Raw genomic sequence first — 18,103 nt, 5'->3', positions numbered from 1 at the left:
TTGCCGATCAATGAGCCCGGAGCCTGTCATGCAACGTATCAAGGGCTACCACGCCCATATCTATTTCGACGCCAACACCATCGACCAGGCGCGCAAACTCTGCGAAGACGCCGCGCAATTGTTTCCGCTGCGCATGGGCCGAGTGCATGAACGCCCGGTGGGCCCGCACCCGGACTGGAGCTGCCAGCTGGCATTCGAACCTGAATACATCGGCGTCGTGCTGCCTTGGCTGGCCCTCAACCGCAACGGCCTGGTGGTGTTCCTGCACCCGACCACCGGTGATGACCTCAAGGACCACACCGAACACGCGATCTGGATGGGGGCGATGCGCACGCTGGATCTGTCAATATTTTAAGCCTTTAATTTCCCTATATATGGGACTGATATTTATATATTGAGACTTTGCCGGTCTTGGGTTTATATTCGCCTCATCCGCTCAGAACACTCAGGTGAAGCGATGCAGGCGCAATTGATCGCGCTCGATTGGGGAACCAGTTCCCTTCGTGCTTACAAGCTCGGCCCGGCAGGCGTCGTGATCGAACGGCGCACCTTGGCGTCGGGGATCATGCACCTGCCCACTGAAGCCCGGGAAATAGCCGGTGTTCGCTGCAGCAACGGGTTCGAGCTGGCATTCGACGCAGCCTGCGGTGACTGGCTCGACACCCAGCCCGACCTTCCCGTTATCGCCTGCGGCATGGTCGGCAGCGCCCAGGGCTGGAGCGAAGCGGCTTACCGCGACACCCCGGCCGACGTCTCTACCCTCGGCCAGGCGCTGCATGTGGTGCGCAGCCTGCGGGGCGCAGCGGTGCACATCGTGCCCGGTGTGATTCAACGCGGCGCGTTGCCCAATGTGATGCGCGGTGAAGAAACCCAGGTGCTCGGCGTGCTGCAAAGCCTGTCTGCCCATACCGGGCGCGATGTATTGATCGGCCTGCCGGGCAGCCATTCCAAGTGGGTGGAGGTGGTGGAAGGCTGCATCACTCACTTCGATACTTTCATGACCGGCGAGTTGTTCGCCGTGCTCAGTCAACACAGCATTCTGGGGCGCACCCAGCGCCCTTCCGAACAGTTCCAGGTGGCCGCTTTTGATCGCGGTGTTCAGGTTGCGCTGTCGGCAGACGGCCAAACGGGGCTGTTGTCGAACTTGTTCAGCGCACGCTCCCTGGGATTGACCGGCGAGCTGGCGCCTGACGAGCAACCGGACTATCTGTCCGGGCTGTTGATCGGCCACGAACTGACCGGCCTGCGCACTCGCAAGCCCAGCCAGCAGCGCGACATCGTCCTGGTCGGCACACCCCAACTCTGCACCCGCTACCAGCGTGCACTCCAACTCTGTGGCTTCCCCCACGTGACCCTGGCGCAGGAGGCTACCGAGCGTGGCCTTTGGCAGCTGGCCATGGCGGCGGGGCTGCTGCCTGCAACCTGACGAGAGGCCCGACATGCTCAAGCAAGCACTGACACACAACGGTTTGATCGCGATCCTGCGCGGCCTGCGACCGGAGGAGGCGCTGGCGATCGGCGAGGTGTTGTACACGGCGGGCTTCAGGGTGATCGAAGTGCCGCTGAACTCGCCGGATCCTTATTCCAGCATCCGCATCCTGCGGGACAGCCTGCCCGCCGATTGCCTGATCGGCGCCGGCACCGTGCTGACCCCGGAACAGGTCGATCAAGTCAAAGCCGCCGGCGGCCAGGTGATCGTCATGCCCCATAGCGATGCCAAGGTGCTGCGAGCCGCCAAGGCCGCGGGCCTGTATCTGTCGCCGGGTGTGGCCACGCCCACCGAAGCGTTTGCCGCGCTGGCCGAAGGCGCCGACGTGCTGAAGCTGTTCCCGGCCGAGCAAATGGGCCCGGCGGTGGTCAAGGCCTGGCTCGCGGTACTGCCCGCCGGCACCGTGCTGCTGCCGGTGGGCGGCATCACCCCGGACAACATGCAGGTATTTTTCGACGCGGGCGTCAAGGGCTTCGGCCTGGGCTCCGGGTTATTCAAGCCGGGTATGAGCGTCGCCCAAGTGGCGAGCAACGCCCAGGCCTACGTCGCGGCCTGGCACGCCTTGGGCTGATCAGCGTTCTCCATCTACAAGAGAGATAAGAAGATGAAAATCACCAAACTGACCACCTTCATCGTCCCGCCGCGCTGGTGCTTCCTCAAGGTTGAAACCGACCAGGGCGTGACTGGTTGGGGCGAGCCCGTTGTCGAGGGCCGCGCCCATACCGTGGCTGCCGCGGTCGAAGAATTGTCCGACTACTTGATCGGCAAGGACCCACGCAATATCGAAGACATCTGGACCGTGCTCTATCGCGGCGGTTTCTACCGTGGCGGCGCGATCCATATGAGCGCTCTCGCCGGTATCGACCAGGCGCTGTGGGACATCAAGGGCAAGGCCCTCGGCGTGTCGGTCAGCGACTTGCTGGGTGGCCAGGTGCGCGACAAGATCCGCGTGTATTCGTGGATCGGTGGCGACCGCCCGGCCGACACTGCCCGCGCCGCCAAGGAAGCCGTGGCCCGTGGTTTTACTGCGGTGAAAATGAACGGCACCGAAGAGCTGCAATTTCTCGACAGCTTCGAAAAAGTCGACCAGGCCCTGGCCAACGTCGCCGCCGTGCGGGATGCGGTCGGTCCGAACGTCGGCATCGGCGTCGACTTCCATGGCCGGGTGCACAAACCCATGGCCAAGGTGCTGATGAAGGAACTCGACCCCTACAAACTGATGTTTATCGAAGAGCCGGTGCTCAGCGAAAACTACGAAGCGCTGAAAGAGCTGGCGCCGCTCACCAGCACCCCGATTGCCCTCGGCGAGCGCCTGTTCTCGCGCTGGGACTTCAAGCGCGTGCTCAGCGAAGGCTACGTCGACATCATCCAGCCGGATGCTTCCCACGCCGGCGGTATCACCGAAACCCGCAAGATTGCCAACATGGCCGAAGCCTACGACGTGGCCCTTGCCCTGCACTGCCCGCTCGGCCCGATTGCCCTGGCAGCGTGCCTGCAGCTGGATGCGGTTTGCTACAACGCGTTCATCCAGGAACAGAGCCTGGGCATTCACTACAACGAGAGCAATGACCTGCTGGATTACGTGCGCGATCCGGGTGTTTTCGACTACGACCAGGGCTTTGTGAAAATCCCCAACGGGCCAGGCCTGGGCATCGAGATCAACGAGGAATACGTGATCGAACGCGCGGCCATCGGGCATCGCTGGCGCAATCCGATCTGGCGGCATGCCGATGGCAGTTTTGCGGAGTGGTAAACACCGCGAATTTGAGATGAAAACCCGATCAATGTGGGAGCGGGCTTGCTCGCGAAGGCGGAGTGTCAGTCAACATATCCGCTGCTGGTAGACCGCTTTCGCGAGCAAGCCCGCTCCCACATTTGATTCGGTTTCGTCAGTAAGACCTGTCCTCAATAACCATAAGAAGAGGCAACCCCCATGCAATCCGAGTCCTTCACCGGGCAGGCTTCTTTAGTCACGCCCAGCCGAAAGCGTTTCTTCATCATGGTGCTGCTGTTCATCACCGTGGTGATCAACTACCTGGACCGCAGCAACCTGTCGATTGCCGCTCCGGCCCTGACCAGCGAGCTGGGGATCGACCCGGTGCATGTCGGGCTGATCTTCTCCGCGTTCGGCTGGACCTACGCGGCCATGCAGATTCCCGGCGGCTGGCTGGTGGACCGGGTGCCGCCGCGCATTCTCTACAGCGTCGCCCTGCTGCTGTGGTCGGTGGCCACGGTGATGCTCGGTTTCGCCGCCAGCTTCATCGCGCTGTTCGTATTGCGCATGGCGGTGGGCGCCCTGGAGGCCCCGGCCTACCCGATCAACAGCCGCGTGGTCACCACTTGGTTCCCCGAGCGTGAACGGGCCACGGCGATCGGCGTTTATACCTCCGGGCAATTTGTCGGGCTGGCGTTTCTCACGCCGGTGTTGGCCTGGCTGCAACACACCTTTGGCTGGCACATGGTGTTTGTCGCCACCGGCGGCGTGGGCATTGTGTGGGCGTTGATCTGGTACGCGGTGTACCGCGAGCCACGGGATTTCAAAGGCGCGAATGCGGCGGAAATCGAGCTGATCCGCGAAGGCGGCGGGTTGGTGGACATCCAGGCGCAGGCGGCCAAGGCGCCGTTCAGCTGGGTCGACCTCGGCATCGTGTTGAGCAAGCGCAAGCTGTGGGGGATCTACCTGGGGCAGTTCTGCCTGAATTCCACGTTGTGGTTTTTCCTGACGTGGTTTCCGACCTACCTGGTGAAATATCGCGGCATGGACTTCATCAAGTCCGGCCTGCTGGCGTCGCTGCCGTTTCTGGCGGCGTTTGTCGGGGTGCTGTGTTCGGGGCTGTTTTCCGATTGGCTGATTCGCCGGGGAGCGTCCGTGGGGTTTGCGCGCAAGTTGCCGATCATTGGCGGGCTGTTGATTTCCACGGCGATCATCGGCGCCAACTTTGTTGATTCCACGGCGTGGGTGATTGCGTTTCTGGCGGTGGCGTTTTTCGGCAATGGCCTGGCGTCGATCACCTGGTCGCTGGTGTCGACCCTGGCGCCGGCGAGGCTGCTGGGGCTGACCGGAGGGGTGTTCAACTTCATCGGCAATCTGTCGGCGATTACCACGCCGATCGTGATTGGCTTTCTGGCCACCGGGGATTCGTTTGCGCCGGCGATTACGTACATCGCGGTGCTGGCGTTGTTGGGTGCGTTGTCCTACATCTTGCTGGTCGGCAAGGTCGAGCGTATCGAGATTTAGGCGACTGTTGCGGCGAGGGGGCTTGCGGTGGCGAGGGAGCTGGTGTGGCGAGGGAGCTTGCTCCCGCTGGAGTGCGCAGCGCTCCCAGGATTTTGGGGCCGCTGCGCAGCCCAGCGGGAGCAAGCTCCCTCGCCACACCAGCTCCCCGGCCACACCAAGCTCCCTCACCACAAAAGCAGTCCGGCTCTAGTACAGCGCGCCATCCAGAATCTGATAGACGATGCTGGTGCCAACGGCGATCAATACGATGTCCCCACCCGAACGGCGCCATTCATAACCAGGGTATTGCGGCAGATGGCCCAGCGCCCGTGGGTCCAGACGCTCACCATAGTAGTTTGGCGGCAGGCGCTGGCCGCGCACCAGGTGGATGCCGGGAGGCGGCGGCGCGCCACGGCGGAAGTCGCCATGGTTGTCGCGGATGACCTGTCTCACAGGACCAAAGTCCTGAGGCGGCCCACCACGGTGGTTGTCCTGCGGCCCGCGATGGTCATCGCCACGTTGATCGTGCTGGCCCTGTGGGCCACCACGGTCAGGTCCGCCACCCTGATCATAGGGCGCAGCTTGGACCAGGGCGCTGGCGCCAAGCACCAGCACGCCTACACCTGCAATCAAACGTTTGGGGATTTTCATGGGGCTGTTTCCTCAGTACTGCACGAACAAAAAAGGGATTTCGAACCGGGTTCGAAATCCCTTGGTCTTGTTAGCTTAGGTGCTGATTTGCCAGCATGATTCCTCTGTATCAGGAACTTTACCTACCGCTTACGAGCCGCTTACTTACGGGCGTTGCGTACACCTTCCGACAGCGCCGAGCACAGGGTCAATACACCGTCGATGGCCTGTTGATCATTGCTGGCGTTGGCGATGTGGTCGATCAGTGCCGACCCCACCACCACACCGTCTGCCAGGCGGGCGATTGCAGCGGCCTGCTCCGGGGTGCGGATGCCGAAACCGATGCTGATCGGCAGGTCGGTATGCCGACGCAGACGGGTCACGGCCTCTTCGACGTGTTCCAAGGTCGCGGCACCGGCACCGGTCACACCGGCCACCGACACGTAGTACACAAACCCTGAGCTGCCGTTGAGCACGGTCGGCAGGCGCACGTCGTCGGTGGTCGGCGTGGTCAGGCGGATAAAGTCGATACCGGCAGCCTGGGCCGGGTCGCACAGCTCGCCGTTATGTTCCGGCGGCATGTCGACCACGATCAGGCCGTCGACGCCGGCTTCTTTCGCATCGCTGATGAAGCGTGGCACGCCGTACATGTGGATCGGGTTGAAGTAGCCCATCAGCACCAGCGGCGTGTCGCTGTTGCCCTCGCGGAACTCGCGAACCATTTGCAGGGTTTTCGTGAGGTTCTGCTTGGCGGTCAGCGCGCGGATGTTCGCCAGTTGAATGGCCGGGCCGTCAGCCATCGGGTCGGTGAACGGCATGCCCAGTTCGATCACATCGGCGCCGGCCGCCGGCAACCCTTTGAGGATCGCCAGCGAGGTGTCATACCCCGGGTCGCCAGCGGTGACGAAGGTCACCAGGGCGGCGCGGTTTTGTTCTTTCAGTTGCGCAAAACGTGTTTGCAGGCGGCTCATTTAGTGTTTCTCCTGCTTGGACTGTTCCATGTGGTGCATCACGGTTTGCATGTCTTTGTCGCCACGGCCGGACAGGTTGACCACCATCAGGTGATCTTTCGGCAAGGTCGGCGCGCGCTTGAACACTTCGGCCAAGGCGTGGGCGCTTTCCAGTGCAGGAATAATCCCTTCCAGGCGGCAGCATTTGTGAAAGGCGTCGAGGGCTTCGTCGTCGGTCACCGAGGTGTACTGGACGCGGCCGATGTCGTGCAACCAGGCGTGTTCAGGGCCGATGCCCGGGTAGTCGAGGCCCGCGGAGATCGAGTGGGCGTCGATGATCTGGCCATCGTCGTCCTGCAACAGGAAAGTACGGTTGCCGTGGAGCACACCCGGTACGCCGCCGTTGAGGCTGGCCGCGTGTTTGCCGGTCTCGATGCCGTAGCCGGCCGCTTCAACGCCGATGATCTCGACGCTGGTGTCATCCAGGAACGGGTGGAACAGGCCCATGGCGTTGGAGCCGCCGCCGATGCACGCCACCAGGCTGTCGGGCAGACGGCCTTCCTGGGCCTGCAGTTGGGTACGGGTTTCCTTGCCGATCACGGCCTGGAAGTCGCGAACCATGGCTGGGTACGGGTGCGGACCGGCCACGGTGCCGATCAGGTAGAAGGTGCTGTCGACGTTGGTCACCCAGTCACGCAGCGCTTCGTTCATCGCGTCTTTCAGGGTGCCGGTACCGGCGACTACCGGGATCACTTCAGCGCCCAGCAGCTTCATGCGAAATACGTTGGCCTGCTGGCGCTCGATGTCGGTGGTGCCCATGTAGATCACGCATTGCAGGCCGAAACGCGCGGCGACGGTGGCCGTGGCCACACCGTGCATGCCGGCGCCGGTCTCGGCGATGATGCGTTTTTTACCCATGCGCCGCGCCAGCAGGATCTGGCCGATGCAGTTGTTGATCTTGTGGGCGCCGGTGTGGTTCAGCTCTTCGCGCTTGAGGTAGATCTTGGCGCCACCGCAGAACTCGGTCAGGCGCTCGGCGAAGTACAGCGGGCTTGGGCGTCCGACGTAGTCGCGCTGGAAGTAGGCCAGTTCTTCGTTGAAGGCCGGATCGATCTTGGCCGCTTCGTATTCGCGGGCCAGATCAAGGATCAACGGCATCAGGGTTTCCGCCACGTAGCGGCCGCCGAACGAACCAAACAGGCCATTGGCATCCGGGCCGTTGCGTAAATCGGTCTGGGTCTGAGTCATGGGACGCTCCAGGTAGAAAATGTGTAAGAGGCAATGACGGTCACTCTACCCCTGACGCTTCCACGTGAAAACCGATAAGATCGCCACAACCTGTCAGGAAAACTCACAGATGAGCCGAGACCTCCCACCGCTGAATGCCTTGCGCGCTTTTGAGGCGACTGCGCGCCTGAACAGCGTTAGCCAGGCCGCCGAGCAACTGCACGTGACCCACGGTGCGGTCAGCCGGCAGCTCAAGGTGTTGGAAGAACACCTTGGTGTAAGCCTGTTCGCCAAGGACGGGCGCGGCCTCAAACTCACAGATTCCGGCATTCGCCTGCGAGATGCGAGTTTCGAGGCCTTCGAGCGACTGAGGGACACTTGCGCCGAGCTCACGCAAAGCAGTGCCGATGCGCCGTTTGTGCTCGGCTGCTCCGGCAGCCTGCTGGCGCGCTGGTTTATTCCGCGTCTGGGGCGCCTGAACGCCGAGTTGCCGGATTTGCGCCTGCATCTGTCGGCGGGTGAAGGCGATCTTGACCCACGCCGCCCCGGCCTGGACGCGCTGCTGGTGTTCGCCGAGCCTCCATGGCCGGCGGATATGCAGGTGTATGAATTGGCCAGCGAACGCATCGGCCCGGTCATGAGCCCGCGTTTTGCCCATTACGAGCGATTGCGCCATGCGCCTCCCGAGGCGCTGCTGAGTGAGGCCCTGTTGCACACTACCTCACGCCCGCAAGCCTGGCCCAGCTGGGCGCAGCACCATGGGATCGACGCTGGCGCGTTGAAGTACGGTCAGGGGTTTGAGCATTTGTATTATTTGCTGGAGGCGGCGGTGGCCGGGCTGGGGGTAGCAATTGCGCCTGAACCGCTGGTGGCAGAGGACCTGCGAGCGGGTCGCCTGGTTGCGCCGTGGGGTTTCAGTGAAACCCCGGCGCAACTGGCGTTGTGGCTACCCAAGCGCGCCGCAGATGGGCGCGCCGGCCAACTGGCGCAGTGGCTCAAGGCTGAGCTTGCGCGCCAGGACGTTTAGTCGCCGCGTTTGCACAGCAAGTAAGCTGCCAGCAGACCCAGCGCGCCGACGGCGACACCGGCGGTAGTCCATGGATGCTCTTGCGCGTAGTCCCGTGTTGCAACACCGGTTTCGCGGATTTTGACTTTGCTTTCTTCGTAGGCATCGCTGATCAGGTGGCGGGAATGCTTGAGAGCGTTCTCGGCATTGCTTTTCAGGGCCTTCAGGGTTTTGCGCGACTCGTCAGACGCATCGTCCTTGAGGCTTTCCAAAGATTTGAGCAGGCTCGAAATCTCGGCTTCCATGCTTTCCAATGACGCTTTGCGTAAAGAGGTGTTGGCCATGTGGGCTCTCCTGGAGTGATTGAGTGGCGTGTGTTGTTTCCGACTGCGGCGGTTTCAGAAAGTGCAGTAAATCTGAACTTTCACATCGCAATAGCCGCCAGAAGCAGTACGAGAATTCACTGCTAGTCTTGATTAACGACCCCAGGAGAAAAACTTATGAGTGATCATCACACCTACAAGAAAGTCGAACTGGTGGGCTCTTCCGCGACCAGCATCGAGGAGGCCATCAACAATGCCCTGGCTGAAGCCAGCAAGAGCATCAAGCACTTGGAGTGGTTTGAAGTGACCGAAACCCGTGGCCACATCAAGGACGGCAAGGCTGCGCATTTCCAGGTCACCCTCAAGGTGGGGTTCCGAATTGCCAGTAGTTGATTGAGCCGGTTGAACTTGCGCGCTGGCCGATTGCCATAAACTCCGCTACAACCTTTAGGCGCGTCGACGTGACGAGCGTCGGCGTGCTTCCTTTCGATCAACCCAAGGAAGTGACGGATGAAGAACTTTTTGTTGGCGGTAGGTTTGTTGAGCATTGCGGGCACGGCCCTGGCGGCGGGCAAGCCTTGTGAAGAGCTGAAAAGCGAGATTGCGGCGAAAATCGACGCGAAAGGCGCTTCGGGCTACTCCCTGGAAATCGTGGACAAAGGTGCTGCACCTAGTGACCACACGGTTGTCGGCAGCTGTGAAGCCGGTACCAAGGAAATCGCCTACAAGCGCGGGTGATCCCGTGTTGCAGACGTAAAAAACCGACGCAAGTGCGTCGGTTTTTTTATGCCTGCGATCCCTCGCTCCGCGTGGGAATGAAGCCTGGGATGCTCTGCGTCCCGCCTCACTCCTGGATTCAGCCCTTCATGACCTGCGCCAGCAGCTCGTAGGAATGAATCCGGTCGGCGTGCTCGTACAGGTCACAGGTAAAGATCAGCTCATCAGCGCCGGTCTGCTCCACCAGCACCTCCAGCTTGGCGCGGATCTTCTGCGGGCTGCCCACCATGGCCAGGCCGAGGAAACTGCCGACCGCGTCTTTTTCATGGGGCAGCCACAGGCCGTCCATGGTCTTGACCGGCGGGCGCTGCACCAGGCTTTGCCCACGCATCAGCGCGAGAATTCGCTGGTACACCGAGGTGGCCAGGTAGTCGGCTTGCTCATCGGTGTCGGCGGCCACCAGCGGGATGCCGAGCATCACATAGGGCTTGTCCAGCACGGCCGAAGGCTTGAAGTGGTTGCGATAGACGCGAATCGCTTCATGCATCAGGCGCGGTGCGAAATGTGAGGCAAAGGCGTAAGGCAAACCGCGCTCGCCTGCCAGTTGCGCACTGAACAGGCTTGAACCCAGCAGCCATACCGGGACGTTGGTGCCGGTGCCGGGTACGGCGATCACGCGCTGGTCCGGGGTGCGCGGGCCCAGGTAGGCCATCAGTTCTGCCACGTCTTCCGGGAAATCATCGGCGCTGCCGGAGCGTTCACGGCGCAGCGCGCGGGCGGTCATCTGGTCGGAGCCTGGTGCGCGGCCAAGGCCCAGGTCGATGCGGCCCGGGTACAGGCTTTCCAGGGTGCCGAACTGCTCGGCGATCACCAACGGTGCGTGGTTGGGCAGCATCACGCCACCGGAACCGACACGGATCGTCGAGGTGCCGCCGGCCAGGTAACCCAGCAATACCGAGGTCGCCGAGCTGGCGATGCCGTCCATATTGTGGTGTTCGGCGACCCAGAAACGGTTGTAGCCGAATTTTTCCACGTGCTGGGCCAGGTCCAGGGAATTGCGCAGCGACTGCGCCGGGCTGCCGTTGGCGCGCACGGGCACGAGGTCGAGGGTCGAGAACTTTACGTCGGACAGCGATTTCATAAGCCTGCTTCTCCAATGGGGGCGCAGGCTTCTTAGACGAACCAAAACCTGCCGCTTCATGTGCATGTCCTATGCAATGAGGGCATATACCCGAGATTCAATAGCGATGGTGAAATTTCCTACTTAATCGCTAGGTTTCTCCGACAAGATGAACTTTGCCGTGGCGTCTATCCTCAGAACCCTTACTGACGCAAAACCACCGTTCGAGGAGACCGCTATGAGTATTGTTAAAAAAGCATCCGCGCATTGGGAAGGCGACCTGAAGACTGGCCTGGGTTCCATTTCCACCGAAACCGGCGTTCTGCGTGAAGCGCCTTACGGCTTCAAGGCCCGTTTCGAAGGTGGCAAGGGCACCAACCCTGAAGAACTGATCGGCGCAGCCCATGCCGGTTGTTTCTCCATGGCGTTTTCCATGATTCTCGGCGATGCCGGGCTCAAGGCCGACAGCATCGACACCCAGGCCGAAGTGACCCTGGACCAAGTGGACGGTGGCTTTGCGATTACTGCCGTGCACCTGACCCTCAAGGCGAAGATCCCGGGCGCCAGCCAGGCGCAGTTCGATGAGCTGAGCAAAAAGGCCAAGGAAGGATGCCCCGTGTCCAAGGTACTGAATGCAACCATTACCCTGGATGGCACCCTCGTTAATTGATCGACCCTTGTAGGAGCGAGCTTGCTCGCAAAGCGCTCAAAGGCGCCGCGCTCTTCCAGGCGGCACGCGTTATCGTTGACGTTTTTCGCGAGCAAGCTCGCTCCTACACGTTCAGGTATGGTCGAATAGCCGATTGCAGACTCAGCGCACACCCGTGCGCGTGCATTCAGGGAGCTTCACACATGAAACGTATTGCCTTGGCGGTTATCTGCTGTGCACTGGCCACGTCGGCGCTGGCGGCGCCAAAAGATTGTGAAGAGCTCAGGAAGGAGATCGAGGTCAAAATCCAGGCGAATGCCGTTCCGTCCTACACCCTCGAAATCGTCACCAAGGAAGAAGCTGACAAGCACGACAGCGCCATGGTTGTCGGCAGCTGTGAGAATGGCACCAAAGCCATCGTCTACCAGAAGAACAACGACTGATCAGATGCAGTTGACGCTACGTTCTTCGGCCAGCAATTGACCCGCTTTGTTGTACAGCCGGATATTCGGGTTGTAGCCCAGTGAGCGCCCTTCCAGGCGATAGCGCTGGCCCGCCTCGAAACGGTCGTATTGCAGGGTCATGAAGCAGGTACGGTCAGTGGTTTGGCCAAACCCGCCGAAACTGCCGCCGGTAGGCACCTCGAAATCAAAACGTACCATCAGCTCATGGCTGCCAGGCGGCACCTGGAAGAAGCGCCCGTCGTTCAGGTTTTTCCCGTCCAGGCGTTGCGCCATTACCAGCTTGGCGCCGGGTGTCGGGGTAGCGAAGTCGACCCAGGCCTGGTGTGGATCAACCGGCGGTAGTGGCGTCGACGCACAGGCACTGAGAAAAATCGCGGCGACGGGAAGCAGTAGCTGACGCATGTTAAGCACTCAACTGTAGGAATGGTTTTTTGAACGGCTGCGTTCGGCAGCACGCTCCCTATGAGTATAAACACGCCACGCCATGGAAAAATTCCCCACAGGCGAGATAGTCTGGCGGGATGGTTACCGGCGAGAGGTTTTAATGGTCAGGCGTTTGCTTCCCGGCTTGATGCTGCTGTTGCTCAGTGGCTGTTCCAGCGTCAGTTATTACAGCCAACTGGCAGACGGCCAATGGCAATTGCTGCGTGCCCGGGAGCCGGTCTCCGCGGTCGTCGCCGACCCGTCCCGGCCACAGGTGCTGCGCGAGCACTTGGCGCAGTCGCAGAAAGCCCGCACCTTCGCCAGCGAACACCTGCACCTGCCGGATAACCAGAGTTACCGGCTGTATGCCGATATCGGCCGCCCTTACGTGGTCTGGAACGTGTTCGCCACGCCTGAATTTTCCCTGTCCCCGCAAACCCACTGCTTCCCGATTGCCGGTTGCGTGGCCTATCGCGGCTACTACAACCCGGGCGCCGCACGCGGCCAGGCGGCTTTGTTGAAGCAGCAAGGGATGGATGTGTCGATTGGCGGCGTGGAGGCCTATTCCACCCTCGGCTGGTTCAACGACCCGATCATGAGTTCGATGATGAGCTGGGGGGACGAGCGCCTGGCCACGCTGATTTTTCATGAGCTGGCGCACCAGCGGTTTTATGTGAAGGACGACACTGAGTTCAACGAGTCGTACGCCACCTTCGTCGAGCAGGAAGGTACCCGGCAATGGCGCGCCGCCCAAGGCTTGCCGCCTGCCAGCGAGTCAGCGTTGAAACAGCGCGACCAGTTCACCCGGCTGGTGCTCGATACCCGCAAACGCCTGGAGCAGTTGTATGCGCAGCCGCTGACGGCAGATGCCATGCGCCAGGCCAAGGCCGCTGAATTCGAGCGCCTGCGCAGTGACTACCGGCACATGCGCGATAGCCAGTGGGGTGGCGACAAGCGTTATGACGCCTGGGTCAACCTGCCGATGAACAACGCAAGGTTGCTGCCGTTTGGGCTGTATGACCAGTGGGTGCCGGCGTTCGTCGCGTTGTTCCGGCAGGAAGGCGGGGATTGGCCGAAGTTCTTTGCGGCGGTGGAGAAGCTGGGCGGGTTGCCGGTGGATCAGCGCAAGGCGGCCCTGAGGGCGTTGGAGGGATCCGGGCAAGTGGTTGGCCGGTAGGGCCTCATCGCGGGCAAGCCCGCCTCCCACATTTGACTGAGTTGTCTTGGCCGACCGTGATCAAATGTGGGAGCTGGCTTGCCTGCGATAGCGCATTCAAGGCCGTTGCAAAAACGCCTGATGCAGCTCGGCCAACGTTTCGAAATGCCAGGTCGGCGCCTCGGCACTCAGCTCTTCATGGCTGCCAAACCCATAACCCACCGCCGCCGAATCCAGCCCATTGCTGCGGGCCCCGATCAGGTCGTGCTTGCGGTCGCCAATCATCAAGGTGCTGGCCGGGTCCAGGCTTTCTTGCGCCATCAGGTGGGCGATCAACTCGACCTTGTTGGTGCGCGTGCCGTCCAGCTCGCTGCCGTAGATCACCTTGAAGTGCTTGGCGAAATCAAAATGCCGGGCGATTTCCCGGGCAAATACCCAAGGCTTGGACGTGGCTACATACAACTGACGGCCCTGGCCATTCAATTCCTCAAGCAGCGGCATCACGCCGTCGAACACGCGGTTTTCGTACAGGCCGGTGACCTTGAAGCGCTCGCGGTAGAAATTCACCGCCTCCCAGGCCTTGGCTTCGTCGAAGCCATAAAACTGCATGAACGCTTGCAGCAGCGGCGGGCCGATAAAGTGCTCAAGTTTGGTCAGGTCCGGCTCATCGATCCCCAGTTTGGCGAGGGCGTACTGGATCGAGCGGGTGATGCCTTCGCGCGGGTCGGTGAGGGTGCCATCGAGGTCGAACAAAACGGTCTGGTAATGCATGGGTGTCCTTGTCATTGGTCGAAGCCTTCGGCCAGGTGCAGGTCTTTGAGCTTTACGTAGTTCGCGGCGCTGTAGGTGAAAAATGCCCGTTCCTTGTCAGTCAGCGGGCGGATTTGTTTAACCGGGCTGCCAACATACAAAAAACCGCTCTCAAGTTTCTTGCCCGGCGGCACCAGGCTGCCGGCGCCGATGATCACCTCGTCTTCCACCACGGCGCCGTCCATCACAATGCTGCCCATGCCGATCAGGATCCGACTGCCTACCGTGCAGCCATGCAGCATGACCTTGTGGGCAATGGTCACATCGTCGCCGATCAGCAGCGGGAAACCATCAGGATTGAAGGGGCCTGCGTGGGTAATGTGCAGCACGCAGCCGTCCTGCACGCTGGTGCGCGCACCGATGCGGATGCGGTGCATGTCGCCGCGGATCACCGTCAGCGGCCATACCGAGCTGTCGGTGCCGATTTCGACGTCGCCGATCACCACTGCCGATGCATCGACGAAAGCCCCGGCGGCCAGGGCCGGCGTGTGATTCTGGTAGGTGCGAAGGGTCACGATAGGCTCTCTCTCTTCTGCTGATAGCTGCGGTGGGCGTTGATTGTAATTAAGATGGCCCCATCTTTGTTCTTACATGTTTCTTCAGCCAAGGTGCCAACCGTGAGCGCGAACAACCCTCTTCTGCAGTCCTACGACCTGCCGCCGTTCTCGGCGATCCGTGCCGAGCACGTACAGCCGGCCATTGAACAGATCCTCGCCGACAACCGCGTCGCCATCGAAGGGATCCTGCAAAGCCAGGGTAAAAATCCGACCTGGGCCGGGCTGGTGCTGGCCATGGACGAACTCAATGACCGCCTGGGTGCCGCCTGGAGCCCGGTCAGCCACCTGAATGCCGTGTGCAACAGCGCCGAACTGCGGGAAGCCTACGAGGCGTGCCTGCCGGCACTGAGCGCCTACTCCACCGAGATGGGCCAGAACCGCGAGTTGTTCCAGGCCTTCGACGCCCTGGCCAACAGCCCGGAAGCCGCCGGCTTCGACGTGGCGCAAAAAACCATCCTGGAACACTCCCTGCGGGACTTCCGTCTGTCGGGTATCGATTTGCCGCCTGAACAGCAAAAGCGTTATGCCGAAGTGCAGAGCAAGCTCTCCGAACTGGGCAGCAAGTTCTCCAACCAATTGCTCGATGCCACCCAGGCCTGGACCAAGCACGTCACTGACGAAGCAACCCTCGCCGGCCTGACCGATTCCTCCAAGGCGCAAATGGCTGCGGCTGCCCAGGCCAAGGGCCTCGACGGCTGGCTGATCACCCTGGAATTCCCAAGCTACTACGCGGTGATGACCTACGCCCACGACCGCGCCCTGCGTGAAGAAATCTACGCAGCCTACTGCACCCGCGCGTCGGACCAAGGCCCGAATGCCGGCCAGAACGATAACGGCCCGGTCATGGAACAGATCCTCGACCTGCGTCAGGAGCTGGCGCAACTGCTGGGCTTCGCCTCGTTCTCCGAGCTGAGCCTGGCCACCAAAATGGCCGAGTCCAGCGACCAGGTGCTGAGCTTCCTGCGTGACCTGGCCAAGCGCAGCAAGCCGTTTGCCACCCAGGACCTGCAACAGCTCAAGGCCTATGCCGCGGAACAAGGCTGCGCGGACCTGCAAAGCTGGGACAGCGGTTTCTACGGCGAAAAACTGCGTGAGCAGCGTTACAGCGTTTCCCAGGAAGCCCTGCGCGCCTACTTCCCGATCGACAAGGTACTCAGCGGTCTGTTCGCCATCGTGCAACGCCTGTATGGCATCGAGATCGCCGAGCAGAAAGGCTTCGACACCTGGCACCCGGATGTTCGCCTGTTCGAAATCAAGGAAAACGGCCAGCACGTCGGCCGCTTCTTTTTCGACCTGTACGCCCGCGCCAACAAGCGTGGGGGTGCCTGGATGGACGGCGCCCGTGACCGTCGCCGCACGGTTGATGGCGTGCTGCAAAGCCCGGTGGCCAACCTGGTGTGCAACTTCACCCCGGCCGACAGCGGCAAGCCTGCCCTGCTGACCCACAATGAAGTGACCACGCTGTTCCACGAATTCGGCCACGGCCTGCACCACCTGCTGACCCGTGTCGAGCACGCCGGCGTGTCCGGCATCAACGGCGTGGCCTGGGATGCGGTGGAGTTGCCGAGCCAGTTCATGGAGAACTGGTGCTGGGAGCCGGAAGGCCTGGCGCTGATTTCCGGTCACTATGAAACCGGTGAGCCGCTGCCACAGGACTTGCTGGAAAAAATGCTCGCGGCGAAGAACTTCCAGTCCGGCCTGATGATGGTTCGCCAGTTGGAGTTCTCGCTGTTCGACTTCGAGCTGCACGCTACCCACGGCGATGGCCGCAGTGTGCTGCAGGTGCTGGAAGGCGTGCGTGATGAGGTGTCGGTGATGCGTCCGCCCGCCTACAACCGCTTCCCCAACAGCTTCGCGCATATCTTCGCTGGCGGTTACGCCGCGGGTTACTACAGCTACAAGTGGGCGGAAGTGCTGTCGGCCGATGCCTTCTCCAAGTTCGAAGAAGATGGCGTGCTCAATGCCGAGACTGGCCGGGCGTTCCGCGAGGCGATCCTGGCCCGTGGCGGTTCCCAGGCACCGATGGTGCTGTTCGTCGATTTCCGCGGACGGGCGCCGTCGATTGACGCACTCTTGCGCCACAGCGGCCTGAGTGAGGACGCGGCAGCATGAGTGAAGCACCTGTGAAAACCAAAAAACGCTTTATCGCCGGGGCAGTCTGCCCGGCGTGCAGCGAGCCGGACAAGTTGATGATGTGGAGCGAGGACGATGTTCCGCACCGCGAATGCGTGGCTTGCGGCTATTCCGACACGCTGAATGAACAAGGTCTGTCAGTGCCCAAGGAATTGGGTACGCGGGTCAATACGTCGGCGTTGAAAGCACCGGACCCCAAGGTGCAAGCGGTGCAGTTCTTCCCTAATCCGAAGCTGAAGAAAGACTGATCGTGAAGCGCTCCCTGGGTTGATGGCTCAGGGAGCGACCACCCAGGCGGTTTTTTCCTCGGCCGGGTCTTTGGCGTTGTCCGCGGTATTCAGCCAGCTTTTCATCGAGCACAGTGCAAAGGCGCTGGTGCTGCATTCGCCGTTGGCCAGTGCGGTGCGTAACTTGTCGACATCGGCCCTCATCATGTAGCGAACGCCGTCCTTGAAGCCGCTACTGGCGCCAAAGCCGCCCAAGGTCATTTCGTTCAGCGCATCTTCCTTGCTCCATCCCTGAATCACCACCCGATACATCGCCGCCACCAGGCCGGTGCGGTCGGAGCCGTGTTTGCAGTGCATCAGCACCGGGCCGTTGGCTTCGGCATCCTGAATCGCACGCAACGCTGCGAGCACATCGGCGTCATCGACATGGTTGGTGCGATAGGACAATTGCACCTGGTTGATACCGGGTGATTTCAGCCACTTGGCATCGGACTCGGGCAGAAAGTTGATCACCGTACCGATCTTGAGCTTTTCCAATACAGGAACAGCACCGCTATCCGGCAGCGCGCTGCGATAGAGCGTGGGCGTCATCTGATACAGGTTGTATTGATTGCCCACCGGCTGGGCCCATTCCAACGAACGAATGGGCGTGAGCTCTTCGGCCTGGGACGGTGCGGTGGTGAACAACGCCATGAACACGAGGCTGAGGGCAGGCAGCAATTGATTCTTGAACATGCGCGATGTAACCGAATAGGAAGGGGCTGATGGGGCCCAGATTCGCCTACAGGGGGTCAATGCCGCGTGAGGTGCTCGTCAAAGAATCGTGAATAAGCCAGCTCCGAGCAGGTTTTTTCGCGCTGAATCGATTTTCCCCGATCCTTAGCCTGCTATCCTTTGTAACTATTGATTGCTGCTGTGTTCTATCCCCTTGGGTCCTTTGGATCCCATTTACTGCCAAAACTATAAGTCGTTCCTCGAAGCGGCTGATAAATCCGTGACCACATG

22 protein-coding genes are annotated in these 18,103 nt (G+C 61.2%); 13 read left to right on the top strand and 9 right to left on the bottom strand.

The window, feature by feature from the left end; all coding sequences use genetic code 11:
- The first annotated feature begins 28 nt into the window (after nucleotides 1–28).
- The 5 genes from HX814_RS07030 to HX814_RS07010 all read left to right on the top strand — a co-directional run bounded on the left by HX814_RS07030 (nucleotide 29) and on the right by HX814_RS07010 (nucleotide 4,727).
- Nucleotides 29–355, top strand: coding sequence for a DOPA 4,5-dioxygenase family protein (locus tag HX814_RS07030; RefSeq protein ID WP_003213639.1), 327 nt, complete (start codon nucleotides 29–31; stop codon nucleotides 353–355).
- A 102-nt stretch (nucleotides 356–457) separates the two neighbouring features.
- The gene (locus tag HX814_RS07025; RefSeq protein WP_003213641.1) at nucleotides 458–1,426 is read left to right on the top strand and encodes a 2-dehydro-3-deoxygalactonokinase; all 969 of its coding nucleotides are present in this window, start codon (nucleotides 458–460) and stop codon (nucleotides 1,424–1,426) included.
- A gap of 13 nt (nucleotides 1,427–1,439) precedes the next feature.
- Nucleotides 1,440–2,060: a 2-dehydro-3-deoxy-6-phosphogalactonate aldolase gene (locus tag HX814_RS07020; protein ID WP_003213643.1), complete on the top strand. Its 621-nt coding sequence runs from the start codon at nucleotides 1,440–1,442 to the stop codon at nucleotides 2,058–2,060.
- A 33-nt stretch (nucleotides 2,061–2,093) separates the two neighbouring features.
- Complete coding sequence (gene dgoD / locus HX814_RS07015) at nucleotides 2,094–3,242, top strand: galactonate dehydratase (protein WP_003213645.1); 1,149 nt, start codon at nucleotides 2,094–2,096, stop codon at nucleotides 3,240–3,242.
- Between the two features lie 180 nt (nucleotides 3,243–3,422).
- A complete protein-coding gene (locus tag HX814_RS07010; RefSeq protein ID WP_003213647.1) occupies nucleotides 3,423–4,727 on the top strand; it encodes an MFS transporter in 1,305 nt (434 codons plus the stop codon).
- A 186-nt stretch (nucleotides 4,728–4,913) separates the two neighbouring features.
- On the opposite strand, the gene HX814_RS07005 is transcribed toward HX814_RS07010, so the two are convergent.
- The 3 genes from HX814_RS07005 to trpB form a co-directional block, all read right to left on the bottom strand.
- On the bottom strand, nucleotides 4,914–5,357 hold the full coding sequence (locus tag HX814_RS07005; protein WP_003214903.1) for an anti-virulence regulator CigR family protein: 444 nt from the start codon (nucleotides 5,355–5,357) through the stop codon (nucleotides 4,914–4,916).
- 140 nt (nucleotides 5,358–5,497) lie between these two features.
- Nucleotides 5,498–6,307: a tryptophan synthase subunit alpha gene (trpA, locus tag HX814_RS07000; protein ID WP_008439583.1), complete on the bottom strand. Its 810-nt coding sequence runs from the start codon at nucleotides 6,305–6,307 to the stop codon at nucleotides 5,498–5,500.
- Entirely contained in the window at nucleotides 6,308–7,534 is a 1,227-nt protein-coding gene (trpB, locus tag HX814_RS06995; RefSeq protein ID WP_003214899.1) for a tryptophan synthase subunit beta, read from the bottom strand.
- A 109-nt stretch (nucleotides 7,535–7,643) separates the two neighbouring features.
- Here trpB and HX814_RS06990 point away from each other — a divergent pair, with 109 nt between their 5' ends.
- A complete protein-coding gene (locus HX814_RS06990) occupies nucleotides 7,644–8,540 on the top strand; it encodes a LysR family transcriptional regulator (RefSeq protein ID WP_177009010.1) in 897 nt (298 codons plus the stop codon).
- Here HX814_RS06990 and HX814_RS06985 read toward each other — a convergent pair.
- On the bottom strand, nucleotides 8,537–8,863 hold the full coding sequence (locus HX814_RS06985; RefSeq protein ID WP_003170746.1) for a YqjD family protein: 327 nt from the start codon (nucleotides 8,861–8,863) through the stop codon (nucleotides 8,537–8,539). The two genes, HX814_RS06990 and HX814_RS06985, sit on opposite strands and share 4 nt — an antisense overlap.
- Nucleotides 8,864–9,019: 156 nt before the next feature.
- On the opposite strand from HX814_RS06985, the gene HX814_RS06980 reads away from it, so the two are divergent.
- Nucleotides 9,020–9,235, top strand: coding sequence for a dodecin (locus tag HX814_RS06980; protein WP_008439585.1), 216 nt, complete (start codon nucleotides 9,020–9,022; stop codon nucleotides 9,233–9,235).
- A 117-nt stretch (nucleotides 9,236–9,352) separates the two neighbouring features.
- The gene (locus HX814_RS06975; protein WP_003214893.1) at nucleotides 9,353–9,580 is read left to right on the top strand and encodes a DUF1161 domain-containing protein; all 228 of its coding nucleotides are present in this window, start codon (nucleotides 9,353–9,355) and stop codon (nucleotides 9,578–9,580) included.
- 118 nt (nucleotides 9,581–9,698) lie between these two features.
- Here the strand turns inward: HX814_RS06975 and HX814_RS06970 are convergent, their stop codons facing one another.
- Nucleotides 9,699–10,700, bottom strand: coding sequence for an LLM class flavin-dependent oxidoreductase (locus HX814_RS06970; RefSeq protein ID WP_087694564.1), 1,002 nt, complete (start codon nucleotides 10,698–10,700; stop codon nucleotides 9,699–9,701).
- Between the two features lie 217 nt (nucleotides 10,701–10,917).
- On the opposite strand from HX814_RS06970, the gene HX814_RS06965 reads away from it, so the two are divergent.
- Together HX814_RS06965 and HX814_RS06960 are read left to right on the top strand one after the other, a co-directional pair.
- Nucleotides 10,918–11,349, top strand: coding sequence for an OsmC family protein (locus tag HX814_RS06965; protein WP_003214889.1), 432 nt, complete (start codon nucleotides 10,918–10,920; stop codon nucleotides 11,347–11,349).
- A gap of 182 nt (nucleotides 11,350–11,531) precedes the next feature.
- A complete protein-coding gene (locus HX814_RS06960) occupies nucleotides 11,532–11,771 on the top strand; it encodes a DUF1161 domain-containing protein (protein WP_003214887.1) in 240 nt (79 codons plus the stop codon).
- Here the strand turns inward: HX814_RS06960 and HX814_RS06955 are convergent, their stop codons facing one another.
- A complete protein-coding gene (locus tag HX814_RS06955; protein ID WP_032899915.1) occupies nucleotides 11,772–12,194 on the bottom strand; it encodes a hypothetical protein in 423 nt (140 codons plus the stop codon).
- A 142-nt stretch (nucleotides 12,195–12,336) separates the two neighbouring features.
- Here HX814_RS06955 and HX814_RS06950 point away from each other — a divergent pair, with 142 nt between their 5' ends.
- Entirely contained in the window at nucleotides 12,337–13,392 is a 1,056-nt protein-coding gene (locus HX814_RS06950) for an aminopeptidase (protein WP_177009009.1), read from the top strand.
- A 96-nt stretch (nucleotides 13,393–13,488) separates the two neighbouring features.
- Here HX814_RS06950 and HX814_RS06945 read toward each other — a convergent pair whose 3' ends face one another.
- Nucleotides 13,489–14,142, bottom strand: a complete 654-nt coding sequence (locus HX814_RS06945) for an HAD family hydrolase (protein WP_177009008.1) — start codon at nucleotides 14,140–14,142, stop codon at nucleotides 13,489–13,491.
- Between the two features lie 11 nt (nucleotides 14,143–14,153).
- Nucleotides 14,154–14,696 (bottom strand): gamma carbonic anhydrase family protein, encoded by a 543-nt coding sequence (locus HX814_RS06940; protein WP_003214876.1) that lies wholly within the window; start codon nucleotides 14,694–14,696, stop codon nucleotides 14,154–14,156.
- A 102-nt stretch (nucleotides 14,697–14,798) separates the two neighbouring features.
- Between HX814_RS06940 and prlC the strand changes: the two genes are divergently transcribed.
- Together prlC and HX814_RS06930 are read left to right on the top strand one after the other, a co-directional pair.
- The gene (prlC, locus tag HX814_RS06935) at nucleotides 14,799–16,850 is read left to right on the top strand and encodes an oligopeptidase A (protein ID WP_003214874.1); all 2,052 of its coding nucleotides are present in this window, start codon (nucleotides 14,799–14,801) and stop codon (nucleotides 16,848–16,850) included.
- Nucleotides 16,847–17,119: a YheV family putative zinc ribbon protein gene (locus tag HX814_RS06930; protein ID WP_003214872.1), complete on the top strand. Its 273-nt coding sequence runs from the start codon at nucleotides 16,847–16,849 to the stop codon at nucleotides 17,117–17,119. Before prlC ends, HX814_RS06930 begins: the two co-directional genes overlap by 4 nt.
- Before the next feature lie 27 nt (nucleotides 17,120–17,146).
- On the opposite strand, the gene HX814_RS06925 is transcribed toward HX814_RS06930, so the two are convergent.
- Nucleotides 17,147–17,833, bottom strand: a complete 687-nt coding sequence (locus HX814_RS06925; protein ID WP_177009007.1) for a tyrosine-protein phosphatase — start codon at nucleotides 17,831–17,833, stop codon at nucleotides 17,147–17,149.
- Between the last annotated feature and the right edge of the window lie 270 nt (nucleotides 17,834–18,103).

It is taken from the genome of Pseudomonas sp. C8002 (assembly GCF_013385765.1).
Taxonomy (GTDB): Bacteria; Pseudomonadota; Gammaproteobacteria; order Pseudomonadales; family Pseudomonadaceae; genus Aquipseudomonas.
Note: the sequence above shows the minus strand (reverse complement) of the source record. Positions and strands in the feature narration are given on the sequence as shown.

Coding starts and splice junctions, on each gene's coding strand:
- HX814_RS07030 (WP_003213639.1), top strand. CDS start 29: ATGCAACGTATCAAGGGCTACCACGCCCATATCTATTTCGACGCCAAC.
- HX814_RS07025 (WP_003213641.1), top strand. CDS start 458: ATGCAGGCGCAATTGATCGCGCTCGATTGGGGAACCAGTTCCCTTCGT.
- HX814_RS07020 (WP_003213643.1), top strand. CDS start 1,440: ATGCTCAAGCAAGCACTGACACACAACGGTTTGATCGCGATCCTGCGC.
- dgoD (WP_003213645.1), top strand. CDS start 2,094: ATGAAAATCACCAAACTGACCACCTTCATCGTCCCGCCGCGCTGGTGC.
- HX814_RS07010 (WP_003213647.1), top strand. CDS start 3,423: ATGCAATCCGAGTCCTTCACCGGGCAGGCTTCTTTAGTCACGCCCAGC.
- HX814_RS07005 (WP_003214903.1), bottom strand. CDS start 5,357: ATGAAAATCCCCAAACGTTTGATTGCAGGTGTAGGCGTGCTGGTGCTT.
- trpA (WP_008439583.1), bottom strand. CDS start 6,307: ATGAGCCGCCTGCAAACACGTTTTGCGCAACTGAAAGAACAAAACCGC.
- trpB (WP_003214899.1), bottom strand. CDS start 7,534: ATGACTCAGACCCAGACCGATTTACGCAACGGCCCGGATGCCAATGGC.
- HX814_RS06990 (WP_177009010.1), top strand. CDS start 7,644: ATGAGCCGAGACCTCCCACCGCTGAATGCCTTGCGCGCTTTTGAGGCG.
- HX814_RS06985 (WP_003170746.1), bottom strand. CDS start 8,863: ATGGCCAACACCTCTTTACGCAAAGCGTCATTGGAAAGCATGGAAGCC.
- HX814_RS06980 (WP_008439585.1), top strand. CDS start 9,020: ATGAGTGATCATCACACCTACAAGAAAGTCGAACTGGTGGGCTCTTCC.
- HX814_RS06975 (WP_003214893.1), top strand. CDS start 9,353: ATGAAGAACTTTTTGTTGGCGGTAGGTTTGTTGAGCATTGCGGGCACG.
- HX814_RS06970 (WP_087694564.1), bottom strand. CDS start 10,700: ATGAAATCGCTGTCCGACGTAAAGTTCTCGACCCTCGACCTCGTGCCC.
- HX814_RS06965 (WP_003214889.1), top strand. CDS start 10,918: ATGAGTATTGTTAAAAAAGCATCCGCGCATTGGGAAGGCGACCTGAAG.
- HX814_RS06960 (WP_003214887.1), top strand. CDS start 11,532: ATGAAACGTATTGCCTTGGCGGTTATCTGCTGTGCACTGGCCACGTCG.
- HX814_RS06955 (WP_032899915.1), bottom strand. CDS start 12,194: ATGCGTCAGCTACTGCTTCCCGTCGCCGCGATTTTTCTCAGTGCCTGT.
- HX814_RS06950 (WP_177009009.1), top strand. CDS start 12,337: ATGGTCAGGCGTTTGCTTCCCGGCTTGATGCTGCTGTTGCTCAGTGGC.
- HX814_RS06945 (WP_177009008.1), bottom strand. CDS start 14,142: ATGCATTACCAGACCGTTTTGTTCGACCTCGATGGCACCCTCACCGAC.
- HX814_RS06930 (WP_003214872.1), top strand. CDS start 16,847: ATGAGTGAAGCACCTGTGAAAACCAAAAAACGCTTTATCGCCGGGGCA.
- HX814_RS06925 (WP_177009007.1), bottom strand. CDS start 17,833: ATGTTCAAGAATCAATTGCTGCCTGCCCTCAGCCTCGTGTTCATGGCG.